Genomic DNA, 12,723 nt, shown 5'->3' on the forward strand with positions numbered 1-12,723 from the left:
CCGCGCTCAGATCTTCGTGAAGGCGCTGTTCCACGCGATGACCCCCGCGAGGGTCAGGGCGATCGCCTGATGCTTCAGGTAGGTGCCGAATTGATCCATCTTCGCGCCGACGGCCTTCTTGTCGAACGCGGCGAAGTCGAGCTTGATCAACGACGTCTCGAGCTTGAGCAAGTAGGCCTGCTGGGCGAGCGCGGCGTGGTCCGTCTTGATGACGCCGGTCGCGCCCTTGTAGAAGTAGAGCTCGTGCTTGTTCGGCGTGAGGTCGAACGTCAGCCCGAGCACCTCCCACTTCAGGTTGGTGGCCGTGATCTTCGCGTTGGGCGCCTTGATCAGGAAGTTCGTGTCGCACTTCAGGTCGACGTCCGCGCCGAAGTGGCCCTTCCAGGTGGTGGCGACCTCCGTCTTCCAGCTCTTGTAGTCGTCGAAGTTCTCGGCCGTGACCTTGTGCATCCACGGCCCGGTCACCGTCGACGAGCCCTCCGGCTCGATCGTCTGCTCGAACGTGCCGTGGACGTCGTGCTTCATCCCACCGCTCGTGATGGTCAGCGTCATCCCGTCGGTGATTGTCTGCTTCATGCCGCCGGCTTCCACCGTGTCCTCGCGGCCCGTCTTGATCGTGGTCTTGCGCGTCGCGTAGTAGGTCTCCTCCGCCGCGGCGGTGACCTGGAGCGTGTACGTCCCGCCGACGCCCGCCCAGAGGTTGCAGACCACCATGCTGAACTTGTTGCCGCTGACGTTCTCCCAGGAGTCGCCGCCGATCCATGAGCCGCCGTTCCCACACGTCGTCTCCAGGTAGCTGAAGGTGACGTCGACGAGGCTGCTGCCGGCGATGGCCGGGTCGGCGTTCTCGGGGGACAGGAACGTGCCGGTCTGCTTGTCGCCGTCGCCCGTGTAGACCGAGCCGTGGTTGCCGCTCGGCGTCCCCATGTAGATGCCGGTGCGGTTGTTCGGCGTGTGGAGGAAGATGAACTCCTTGCCCAGCTCGTCCTCGAGCACGAGCTGGTTGCCGCTCCCGGTCCGGATGATGTTCTGGCTGAGGTTGCGCTCCGCGACGACGCTCGGCCGATGCGCGTTGGGCACGACGCCGGCGATGAAGGGCCGGTCGGGGTCGCCGCCGAGGAAGGCGATCATCACCTCGGTGCCCTTGCGCAGCGGGAAATGGAAGCCCTCCGTCGTCCCGCCGTGCGGCTGCATCATGCGCACCCGCGTCGAGATGCGCGCGTCGGGCAGGCCGCTCGTGTCGAACTCGAAGCGCACGAGGTAGCGGCCGTCGGCGTCGATCTGCGCGTACTGGCTGTCGGCGGGGCCGCAGACGATCGCGTTCTCGAACCCGTAGATGCGCGGCCACGGCGTCGCCTGCGGCGCGCGGAACTGCACGTCGGCCGGGATCGCGAGCAGCTTGATCGCGTAGATGTCCTTGGCCGAGAGCCCCGTCAGCCGCGCGACCTCGGGCGTGATCCCGGCGATCGACGCGCTGTGCTGCACCTCCAGCGCGAGCCATTGGTCGACGATGTCCGCGGGCTGATCGTCCAGCGAGAACCGGTACCCGGCCCGCGGCCCGAGCGCGTCGCCGCTCCCGCGCAGGGTCACCTCGCGGCAGCCGATCGACTGCGCGCGCACCTGCGCGAGGCGCTCGGCGTCGCTCTGCACGAAGACGCGGAAGCCGTACTCGCGGATCGCGCCCACCCCGTTCGCGGTGATGCTGCTCTCGCCCTTCACCGACGCGGACGGATTCGAGTAGTTGTAGTCGGCGATGGTGACCGTCTTCGGCAGCCACTGCACGTTCTGCTCGATCTGGTGCAGGCCCGGCGGCGCGGTCACGTCGTCGCCGAAGAGCGGGACGTAGCGCACGACCCCGCCGCCCGGGAAGTCGTCGTGCAGCCCGCGATCGTCGACGATGACGAGCACCTCACCGGGCCCGTCCTCCGGGTGCTCGAAGAAGTAGTAGAGGCCCTCGCGCTCGAGCCACCGGTGAAAGAACGCGAGGTGCGTCTCGCGGTACTGCGCGACGAACTCCTCGACCGGGTAGTCGCCGTCGTTGATCGAGAAGCGGAAGTCGCTGCCCGCGAGCCCGCCGTTCTGGAGCGTCGCCGAGAGGAACTCCTTGACGGGCTGGTTCGTGAAGACGTGGCTGCGCCAGAAGTGGCGCAGGAACCAGAGCTTCGGCACGAGCAGCGCCTGGTACAGCGCCCGCTCCGCGTTCTGGTGCAAGAGGCGAACGCTCGCGATGACGCCGTGCACGACGAGCGGGTCCTTCCCGTCGCTGCGGCTCGCGCGCACCGTCGCCCGCTCGCCCACCGCCTTGCGCACGTCGGTGCTCGTCGGGACGGAGAAGAAGAGCTCGAACTCGTACGGCTGCGAGACGTGCTCGGTACCGCGGAAACCGATGAAAGCAACGCTTGCGAGAGCCGAGCACGAGAGCGAGAAACCGTCTGGGCGCATGGAGAGCCTCCCCATCCCTGGCCTGGTGTTGAGGGCGGAATCTCCGTGCATCGCGTCGCGGCGTCAACGTCTGCATGCGCCACGAGGGTGCTGTGGAACAGCGGATCCGGTGGTGGGACGAGCGCGCACCTGTGCGACGTTCGCCGGGCAGCGCGGGCTCGATGACGCGCGCTTGCCGAGCTCGTTGCGCTCGTGTGCCGCGCCGTCACCGCGCGCGTGCGCCGCGCCCTCACCGCGCGCGCGCCGCGTCCGCGTGCGTACCGTGGCGCCCTGCGCGCGCATCGTGCACGCCCTGCGCGCGCACCGTCTGCGCGCTGCATCCGTACCGTGTGCGTGCCGCGTTATCGCGCTGCTGCACTCGTGAGCGCGGCGATGACGCTGCGGGTGAAGCCGCGAAGGCGCGCGACGTCGTCGGGGCGGAGGGCGAGGGTGCGCGCGTCGCAGTAGAGCCTGCGGGCGATCTCGATCTGGAGCGCGTGGACCCCTTCGTCGCGGCGCGCGTGCCGCTCGAGCGCGTGGCCGCCCGGGAAGGGATCGTCGAGCGCGAGCGAGAGGCCGTGCGCGCGCGCGACCTCGGCGACCGCGTCGCGCGCCCAGCCCGCCGAGCTCTCGCCGCGCCGGGTCCCGAGCACGACGTCGGCGGCGCCCGGGAACATGACGTCGGGGTACGTGTGCCCGGAGACGAGGATCGCGGCGCCGTGGCGCGCGCGCGCCTCGGCGAGGCGAGCGGCGATCTCCGCGTGGTACGGCTCGAACACGTCGCGGACGCGGCGCTCGACCTCCGCGCGGGGTGGTGCGCTCTCGAGCCACTGCTCGCCGCTCGCGGAGCGCCGCCGCACCTCCCGCAGCCCGTAGGGGAGCTTGTCCTCGTAGGGCGTGGGCACGCGCGGGGCCGTGTTGAGGTCGATGACGAAGCGGCTCGCCGTCGCGACGACGAGCGCGGCCCCCTCGAGCGTGACGTCGCCGAAGAGCGCGTCCGCCGCGACGTCCGCGTCGGCCGCGAGGGCGCGCTCCGGCACGCGCGTGAAGCGCGCCGCGAGCTCGTCCACGACGAGGCTCGCGTGCGGGACCTCGACGACGATCGGCCCCGCCGTGTCAGGCTCGTGGACGCGGAACGGAGGCGGCGTGGCAGGCATCGTTGCTCCGGAAGGTAGGCGCGCGCCGGGTTTTTCGCACGGGCGCGCCGCTTTGCGCTCTCATGGCGGGCCATGGAACCCCGGATCTGGCTGCTCGTGAGCCGATACCACCTCGACGCCGGGCTGTCGTCGCTCCTGGTGGACGGCGCCGCGACGGCCTGCTTGCTCGTCCTCGCGGCGCTCGCGCTCCGGCTCTCGCGCCGGCAGCGCCGCGCCGCCGCGCGGGCCGAGGCCTCGTTCATGCCCGGCGCCGCGCTCGCGCCCGGCGAGGCCGTCGTCGCGGGCACCGTCGAGCGGGAGCAAGGCGCGGACGTGGCGGTGCGCGTCGAGGTCGAGCAGGAAGGGTCCGAGTCCGAGACCTCCGGGGTCTGGACCCACCAGTGGGCCGAGACCGGCCGCAAGGTCCATGTCCACCCCTTCTATCTCCGCCACGCGTCCGGCGCGCGCATCCGGGTCGAGCCGGGCGAGGACGTGCAGCTCGTCGACGCGCTCGACGGCATGATCCGGGTCGATCTCACCCGGCGCGTCCGCGTGGCCGAGCTCATTCCAGGCGAGAGGGTCTTCGCGATGGGCGAGCTCCGGCGCGCGCCCGATCCCGAGGCGCAGGCCCAGGGGTACCGCGAGCAGGCGCAGGGATACCTGCTCGTGCCCCCGCGCGGAGGGCGCATGCTCCTCTCGTCCGAGCTCCTCGGCGAGCGGTTCGCGCGCAGGGCGGCGTTCCACCGGCGGTGGGCCATCACCGCGGCCGTCGCGTCGCTCGTGTTCAACATGGCGTTCGCGGCCTTCCACGCGCGCCGCTGGCTGGGCGAGACGGTGGACGTCCGCGTGACGCAGCTCCAGGAAAACGACGACGGCGACCACACCCGCTTCGAGGTCACGATGCGGGGCGAAGGCGGCGCCGCCTTCTCCGACGAGGTGTCCTACGGCGCGTTCGCCCGGCTCCGCGAGGGCGAGATGGTGAAGGCGCGTTATGTCCCCTCGTGGAGCTCAGCCAGCGCGATCGGCCCCGACGTGACGGCCCACTCCGTGGCCTACGCCGCCTTGCCGCTCCTCGGCGTCATCGCGCTCGCGTATCTCGCTCGCGCGCAGGCCACACGGCCCTGGTACGAGAAGAAGCTGATCGAACAGGGGAGCGGCAAGCTCGCAGAGCCCCTGTCTTCCCCGCAGCAGGCCCCGAAGCGCCCGGAGGGCCGCCGCCGGGACCCCGCTTCTGGATGACGGACGGCTCGAGTCGGCAGGCGCTGCGCGTCCGACGACGGTCATCGAGACATCGCACCTGCGACCCGGGGGTCAGGATCGAGAGCTGACAGATCCCCTCATTTCGTTGGCATCACGGGAAAGAGAAAACTGAACAGGGAGGCGTGGAGATAGGGAGATTCATGGGATTTCACTCCCCGCCTCCCCGCCTCCCCGCGAATCTCCTCGAAACATTCGAGAGGATGCTTCAGGACCGAGAGAGCAGCTGCCGCTTCATCGAGTCGAGAAGGCGTTGGACGTGCCGGTGAGCTTCGCGCTGCCCAGGTTCTTCGCCTCGAGCTTGGTCTCCGCGTCCCTCACTGCAGCCGTGCCGGTGCCCGTGATCGTGATCGATTCCTCGGCGAGCGCGTAGATCGTGAACTCGTAGGTGTCGGTCTTCGTGCCGGTGCTGGTGCCGTAATTGGGGCAGGGCCCGAGGTAGTTCGAGTTCTGCTTGGCGCCGAGCTGCGTCGCGTCCGCCTGCTTGAACCCCTCGGGCAGCGAGGTGGTGGTGGCAGGAATGTTGTACAGAACCCAGTGATAGCCGTTGGGCTGCGACGGCGTCGCGTGCGCCAGGGTGACATCGATGAAGGTGATGGCGTAGCTCTTCGTACCCGCGGGCCCCGGGGTCCAGTGGAGCTCCGGCATGACGCTGTTCTGGAAGCCGGCGGTCTGGCAGGTGTACTTGTCGGCGAACTTGGCGCCTTCCGCGTGATTGGTGCTCGCGAGCGCGAACTCCTCGGAGGGCGCGCCGCCGCTCCCTCCGGAGCCGCCCTCTCCGCTCCCGCCTGCGCCCGTCGCGCCGCCCTCTCCGCTGCCCCCGGCCCCCGACGTCGTGGTGGTCGTGGGGTCGCCGCCGCTCGAGCTCGAGCTGTCGGCGCTGCTGCTGGTGCTGCCGCTGCTGCTGGCGCTCTGGGAGCTGGTGCTCGCCGCGGTCCCGCCGCCGTCCCCCGACACATCGGGATCGCTGCTGGAGCAGTTCAGGATGGCGAATGGCATGGCCGCGAAGGCGAGGTATCGAGCGCTACGTGTGAGCCTATCCGTGATGGTACGCATTGGCGCATGATGCCACACCGGCGTTCCTATCGCGATGACAGTCGCTTCTCCCCTTGCGACAAAGATCCGCAATTTAGCGGTACATTTCCCGGAACAGTGAGTGATTGAGAAATGTGAACGTTGACATGAACGCGCCTTGCGCGACACATCGCTCCAGGTCTCTCCTCAGCTCGCCAGAGAGGAAGAGGCGGAGCGGAGGGCCCTTGACACCGCGCAAGAGCGGGCAGGAGCGCCCGCGAGGACGCTCCTGCCCTGGCGGAAATGTGCAGAACCGCAGGGTCAATATTGCGTGTTGTTGGACGTCGTGATCTTCGAGGAGCTCACGCCCATGAAGAGCGCCTTGCCGATGCCGCTGTAGCGGGTGTTCGTCATCGTCACGCTGCTGCTGCTGCTGTCCGTCCGGAAGATGGACTCCTTCATCTTCGAGATGTCGCACCGGTCGATGAAGACGTCGACCTTGAAGTCGGTCCCCCCGTTCTGCCGGATGAACTTGCCGGCGTTCTGCGCCGTGAAATTCGACACCTTGAAGGTGCTGGCCGCGTTGATCTGGAACACCTTGTCGTCGCCGTTCTTCGCGGAGCCGCCGTTCAGCACCACGGTGCCGGACTTCTTGACCGTCAGGGCATCTTCGCCGATGTCCTCCCAGACGATGTTCTCGAGCGTGACGTTGCCGTACGTGTGAATGCCGTCGGCCGCCGGCGCGCCGAGGACCACGTTCTTCAGCTTCGCGCCGTCCTCGAGCTTGAACACCGGCTTCTGGTCCTCGGCCTGGCTGCCGTCCCCGAGCGTGTTCTTGTCGGCGATGTACCGCTTGCCGCCGCCGTCGAACGTCTCGCCCGCCTTCACGATGATCGTCGAGCTGACGACGCCGCCGTTCCCCGCCGTCGTGGTGCCGCCGCCCGAGCTCCCGCCAGAGTCGCCGCCGCCCACCGGCACGAGCTCGATGTAGTCGACCTTCAGGTCGTACCCCGACGACGAGGAGCTCTTGCCCTTGCACGTGAGCGAGAACTCGACATTGCCAGAGAGCGATTTCTCCCCGAGCGTCGCGGTCGTCCAGCTGTCGCCGGTGGAGGAGCCATAAGCGTCGAAGGACTTCACCGACGATCCCTTCACGGCGAGCTCGTACTTGCCGTACACGTTCCGCGTGGCGTAACGAAGGACGATCTTGTATGTGCCGGACGCGACCGACGCGGAGAACTTGAAGGTGTCCCCGCTCTGGTTGGCGCGGAGCTTCACGTTGTCCGCGTTGTCTTCGATCTTGTCGCCGGGCGAGGTGGACCAGCTCTGGTTCTCGGCCTCGATCCTGACGGCGCTGAGCGCGTCGCTCGCCGAGTCCACGTCCACATCCAGGTCGGCGCCGTCCGCCGCGAGGCAGCCGGCGAGGCCGAACGACAACAGGGCACCGAAAGCATAGGTCAATCTCAAGCTCATGATGTCATCCCTCAATCGTTAACGTTGCGCGCGACCGACGACTCCCACCCTTCACCCCCTCTGCGCACCCCTCCCCCACGGGTCGTCATGGCGTCGCGATGTCTGCGTGATGTCTTGTCCTGTCTTCACGTGGAGAGCAACGCCCAGGCCACGGCGCGCCGTCACCCGCGGCCCCAGATCAGGGCACCATGATCGCATTTTTCCGCTGAAGGACAGCGTTTCACCCGCTCCGGCGGATAGGCACGCTCGCCGCTGTCATGGGCCGCCGTCAACGACGTCAACCGGCGGTTGACACATGAGCCCGCAGGCGGCTCGACCGCGCGAGCCTGCCCTCCTGGCGCGGCCGCGGTCGCGCTCGCCGGCGGCGCCGGCCGCGGCGGCTCAGAGCGCCAGCGTGATACGATAACGAGTCAGCCAGTCGTTGAGCAGGAGGACCTGATGCATGCTCGACCGGACGAGCTCATCGGCTGCTCCTGCGGACTCCGAGGCGACGGCGCGGGCGCGGGCCATGTCGAGGAGCGGCAGCACCGGCGCGTCCTTCCGGGCGAGGAGCCCCGCGAGCTGCCCTCGGAGCCGCTCGGTATACGCTGGATCCTGCGTCGTCGGATACGGGCTCTTGCGACGGTCGAGCACCGAGCGCGGCAGGAGATCCTCGGACGCGGCGCGCAGCAGGCTCTTCTCGCGCCCATCGAAGGTCTTCATCGACCACGGCGCGTTGAAGACGTACTCCACGAGCCGGTGGTCGCAGAACGGGACCCGGACCTCGAGGCCGGTCGCCATGCTCATGCGATCCTTGCGGTCGAGCAGGATCGGCAGGAACCGCGTCAGGTGCAAATAACTTATCTCCCGCATGCGCCGCTCCGCTCCTTCCTCGCCCGGCAGGCGCGGGACCTCGGCGAGGGCTTCCCGGTAGCGCGCGGCGACGTGGCCCGGAAGGTCGATCTGCGCGAGGAGCGCGGGGGCGAGCAGGTGAACGGCGGCGCTCGCGCCATGGATCTTCATGCGCATGGCGACCCAGGGGAACGTCTCTGCCGCCACCGTCTCCGGATCGTGGAACCAGAGGTATCCGCCGAAGACCTCGTCGGCCGACTCGCCGGAGAGCGCCACCGTGGAGCGCTCCCGGATGGCGCGGAAGAGGAGGTACAGCGACGTATCCAGGTCACCGAAGGCGATCGGGACATCCCGGGCGCGCAGCACCGCGGCGCGGATCTCGGGGTCGGCCAGCTGGGCTGCGGAGAGCACGATCCCCGCGTGGTCCGATCCGACGTGCCGCGCGACCTCGGCGACGTACGGCGTGTCCTGCGTGCTCCGCAGCGCGTCCGGCGTGAAGTGCTCGGCGTGCCCCGCGAACTCGACGGAGAAGGAGCGCACGGGCCCCGCGCCCTCTGCCGTGAGCGCCCGCTGCGCGAGGGCGGTCACCGCGCTCGAGTCGAGCCCTCCCGACAGGAGGGAGCAGAGGGGCACATCGGAGATGAGCTGTCGCGCCACGGTGTCCTCGAGCAGCCCGCGGACCGCGCGGATCGTGGTCGGCAGGTCGTCCTCGTGCGGCCTGGATTCGAGCGCCCAGTAAGGGCGCTCGGAGATCCCACCCCTCCGCACGTGCACGACATGGCCTGGGCGGACCTCTCGCATGTCGCGGAACACGGAGGATCCGGGCGTCTTGACGAAGGCGAGGAGCTCGCGCAGGCCGCCGACGTCCACGACCGGCGACGCGAGCGGGTTCGCGAGGATCGCCTTGGGCTCCGAGCCGAAGAGCACCGCCGAGCCGATCCGCTGGTAGAACAGCGGCTTGATGCCCAGCCGATCCCGGACGAGCAGGAGCTCCTCCGCGCGGACGTCCCAGAGGGCGAAGGCGTACATTCCGTTGAGCCGCCGGGGGAAGCCCGCGCCCCACTCGAGATACGCATGCAGCACGACCTCGGTGTCGCTGTGCGTCTTGAAACGGTGGCCCCGGGCCTCGAGCTCGCCGCGCAGCTCGCGGAAATTGTAGACCTCGCCCGTGTAGATGAGCACGGCCACCGGCGCGCCGTCCTGGTCGGCGATCATCGGCTGGCGGCCCCCGTCGAGATCGATGATGGCGAGGCGGCGGTGCCCGAGGGCCGCGCGCGGAGCGAGCCATACCCCTTCGTCGTCCGGGCCGCGGCGCTTCATCGTCGCTGTCATCGCCTGCACGACATCGCGCTCCCGCGTCAGATCGCGCTCGTAGTCCACCCATCCAGCAATGCCGCACATGGACGCTCCCCTCCCTCTCAGCGCCGCCGCGCGCCGGCGGCGGGCCTCGACGGCCCGCCGCGGCGCTCGCGGATCGCTCGCTGTTCGGCGGACGAGCGTAGACAGTGCGGCTGGGCCGCGCAACCAAGCTGGCCAGCGCGGCGCTCAGCGCTCGACAGGGATGGATCGGAGATCCTGGACACGCAGGGGGCGACGAGGCTGGCCGGCGATCCCGGCGGCGCATCGCCCTGCGCGGTCACTCTGCGTAGCAGACCTCGAGGCGCGGGCGGCGCGACGCCGTGGTGTCTTCGCTGGCCCGCCACTGCGTCGCCCCCGCCGCGTCCTCTTCCATCACAATCCCGTAATTCGGGAGGACGCCGTCAACCCAGTCCTGCACCAGGTCGGTGAGATTGGCGGTCCGATCGCCGGTGCCGTTGACGGTGACGATCGACGCGAAGCTGAGCGGCTCCCAGCTCTGGTTGTAGCTGTTCCAGCTCACGGTCGTCTCGCCCCAGGGCGCGAGGGCCTCGTGGAGACGAACGGTGGTGACCGCCGTCTTGTACACCTGATTGATCGTCAAGGTAGCCGAGTAGACCGGCGCGCCCGCGGGGATGAACGAGAGGTCGAACCAGAGGAGCGCTGCACGGAAGCCTCCGGTGCCTGCTCCGCCCGTGTAGACCGACGGGTACGACCCCTCGTTGTAGGTCGCCGCGGTCGACCAGAGCGTCGCGTCCCAGACCGTGCCGAAGGTGCCGCGCTGCACGGTCCTGCACACGGGCGTGCCTCCGGAGCCGGCCCCGCCGGCGCCGCCGGCCCCGCCCGACCCGCTGCTGCCCACGCTCATCGCGCTGCTCATCATGACGCTGCTCGTGCTCGACGCGCTCGTGCTGCTGCTCGTGCTCGACGCGCTCGTGCTGCTGCTCGTGCTCGACGCGCTCGTGCTCGACGCGCTCGTGCTGCTGGACGAGCTCGAGCTGCTGGACGAGCTCGAGCTGCTGGACGAGCTCGAGCTGCTGGACGAGCTCGAGCTGCCGCTCCCGCTGCCGGGGGGCGCATAGGCGAGCGTCAGCTCCATGTCGAACGATAGATCGTTCGAATTGGGGGCCGATTGCTTGACCATCACCGCGAGGATGTTGCTTCCGACCACGAAAGAGCTCGGGGAGAGCGTCACCGTGGTGAGCTCGTCGTCGCGCGACTCCCCGGACGCATAGTCACCGTAGGCCGTGCCGGTCACGCGCTTCGAGGCCACCTGGGTGCCGTTGAGCCAGACGACGACGCCGTCGTCGTGGATGAGCTTCATGGTCGCCTGCGCGACCGGTCCGTCGATCGGGATGATCTTCCGGAAGTAGGCGGTGGGATACGACGGCGTGGCCCGGTAGAGGGTCGTGCCCTCCCCGCCGTCGCCGTAGCCGAGCTGCCCCCAGCCCCCCTTCCACGAGGAGTCGTCGTACGTGAGGTCTCGCCAGGCCGTTCCTCGGTCGACGCCCACGTCGTCGTAAACCCAGTAATCGCCGAAGTAGACCGCCGTGTGGGGGAGGCTCTGGATCGTGAAGCCGGCGTTGCTCTCGTCGGAGAGCAGCGGGTGCTCGGCGTCGGAGACGCGCACGAGGGCCGTCGTCGTGTCGATGGAGGGAACCACCCAGTTGTAGCGGCCCGTGTTGGCGGTGCTGTCCGTGATCGTGGTCCAGGTCGCGCCGTCGTCGGTCGTGTACTCGATCCGCACGGAGGGGATGTTCCCCACGGTCGCCCAGCGGATCGGGTAGACGCCGCCAGGCGCCAGGCGCTCCCCGCCGTCGGGCGCTGCGACGTCGATGGCCGTTCCCTTCACGATGGCGAAGCGATCGCTGATCACGCCGTCGTAGCGAACGTTGGACACCGTGAGCCGGTTGTCCTCGACGTCGAGGATGCACGAGCCGCTCTGCGCCTCGTTGAAGTACATGAGCGGGTGGCCTCCGGAGCCGCCCACGTACGTGCCGTGGCCGGCGACGACATGGACCGCCCCTTCATGGCTCCCCTTGCCAGGGAGCTTCACATAGGGGCCGTCGCCGAGCGGCTTGCCGTCGCGCCCGTCGATGATGTGCCCGTCCGCCGTGGTCGGCGTATCGTAGGCGCCGTCCACGAGGAACGAGCGCTCGTAGTTGTGCGAGTGGCCCGCGAGCACCAGGTCGACCCCGCCCGCGTCGAGGATGGGCGCGAGGAACTCCCGGTGCTCGACCATCAACCAGTCCGTGTCCGAGTCGTGGGTGCCCTTCGTGTACATCGGAAAGTGCATGTACGCGATGATCCAGTCCTGTTCCGTCGCAGCGAGATCGGCGGCGAGCCAGTCCGCCATCGCGCCTGTCGAGTAACGCGAGGAGCCATAGCCGTCGAACACGACGAAGTGGACGTTCGCGTAGTCGTACGAGTAGTAAGCCTCCGTACCGGAGGGGACCCCGCCGGCCTCCCCGGCGGTGGGGAGCACGTAGGCGGTGTAGTAAGGACCGGTCTGCGTCGCCGAGTCGGAGCTCAGGCCCTCGTGGTTGCCGAACGTCGGCCACACGACGGTGTTGCGAAGGATTTCCGCGTACTGATTGAAGAAGCCGTTGGTGAACTCCTCGGTGGTGCCGAAGTTGTACGCCATGTCCCCCATGTGCAGGAACAGGTTGGGGCGGTACGCGCCGACGGCGTTCAGCATCGCGTCTCGCGTCGCCCAGGGCGCCGTGCCGCCGTAGCCGGTGTCGCCGATGATCCACGCCCGGAACTTCTTCGGCGTGGACACGGGCGGCGCCGTCTCGAAGTAGAAGGAGGAGGAGCCGCCGGCCAGCACCGCGGTCGAAGTACCGACGCTGTAGTAGTAACGGGTGTTCGGCGTGAGACCCCCGATGAACACCTCGTGCTGGGTCGCGAGCGCGCCGAGGTCCACCGTCTGCGTCAGATTCGCCGGATCGGTCCCGTAGCGCACGCGGCTGTCCGTGCCCACGTTGGTGGTCCACACCACGTAGACCGAGTTGGGCGTCAACGACTGCAGATAGGGCTGCCTTATCACCGACTGGGCGGCCGCCTGGCCGGCCCACGCCATCGTCACTGCCACCGATGCAGCAGCCAGATGTCCGGGGTTCAATTTCATTGCTTCACCCTCCGTGCTTCCTGATTCATCCCGCCTTGCCTCCGACAAACGCTCGCCACGGGGCGAGCCGGGCACCTTCCCGGCACGGTCACGCCAGCGATCGCA

At 69.0% G+C, this 12,723-nt stretch carries 7 protein-coding genes and 1 pseudogene; 1 reads left to right on the plus strand and 7 read right to left on the minus strand.

Annotation, left to right across the window (positions count from 1 at the left end):
- Positions 1 to 6: 6 nt before the first annotated feature.
- Positions 7 to 2,442 (minus strand): type VI secretion system Vgr family protein, encoded by a 2,436-nt coding sequence (locus WMF34_RS25410; protein ID WP_437989399.1) that lies wholly within the window; start codon positions 2,440 to 2,442, stop codon positions 7 to 9.
- 341 nt (positions 2,443 to 2,783) lie between these two features.
- A complete protein-coding gene (locus WMF34_RS25415; protein WP_437989400.1) occupies positions 2,784 to 3,578 on the minus strand; it encodes an N-formylglutamate amidohydrolase in 795 nt (264 codons plus the stop codon).
- A gap of 72 nt (positions 3,579 to 3,650) precedes the next feature.
- On the opposite strand from WMF34_RS25415, the gene WMF34_RS25420 reads away from it, so the two are divergent.
- On the plus strand, positions 3,651 to 4,796 hold the full coding sequence (locus WMF34_RS25420) for a hypothetical protein (protein WP_437989401.1): 1,146 nt from the start codon (positions 3,651 to 3,653) through the stop codon (positions 4,794 to 4,796).
- A gap of 252 nt (positions 4,797 to 5,048) precedes the next feature.
- Here the strand turns inward: WMF34_RS25420 and WMF34_RS25425 are convergent, their stop codons facing one another.
- The 5 genes and pseudogenes from WMF34_RS25425 to WMF34_RS25445 form a co-directional block, all read right to left on the minus strand.
- Entirely contained in the window at positions 5,049 to 5,813 is a 765-nt protein-coding gene (locus tag WMF34_RS25425; RefSeq protein ID WP_437989402.1) for a YbhB/YbcL family Raf kinase inhibitor-like protein, read from the minus strand.
- Positions 5,814 to 6,149: 336 nt separating this feature from the next.
- Positions 6,150 to 6,800, minus strand: a complete 651-nt coding sequence (locus tag WMF34_RS25430; protein ID WP_420877280.1) for a pectate lyase — start codon at positions 6,798 to 6,800, stop codon at positions 6,150 to 6,152.
- Between the two features lie 9 nt (positions 6,801 to 6,809).
- A pseudogene (locus WMF34_RS25435) lies at positions 6,810 to 7,301 on the minus strand (pectate lyase); the annotation flags it as partial.
- Between the two features lie 381 nt (positions 7,302 to 7,682).
- Positions 7,683 to 9,533, minus strand: a complete 1,851-nt coding sequence (gene asnB / locus WMF34_RS25440; RefSeq protein ID WP_437989403.1) for an asparagine synthase (glutamine-hydrolyzing) — start codon at positions 9,531 to 9,533, stop codon at positions 7,683 to 7,685.
- 235 nt (positions 9,534 to 9,768) lie between these two features.
- The gene (locus WMF34_RS25445; protein ID WP_437989404.1) at positions 9,769 to 12,618 is read right to left on the minus strand and encodes a DNRLRE domain-containing protein; all 2,850 of its coding nucleotides are present in this window, start codon (positions 12,616 to 12,618) and stop codon (positions 9,769 to 9,771) included.
- Between the last annotated feature and the right edge of the window lie 105 nt (positions 12,619 to 12,723).

Origin of the sequence: Sorangium sp. So ce145 (genome assembly GCF_051525985.1) — a bacterium.
GTDB lineage: Bacteria > Myxococcota_A > Polyangia > Polyangiales > Polyangiaceae > Sorangium > Sorangium cellulosum_B.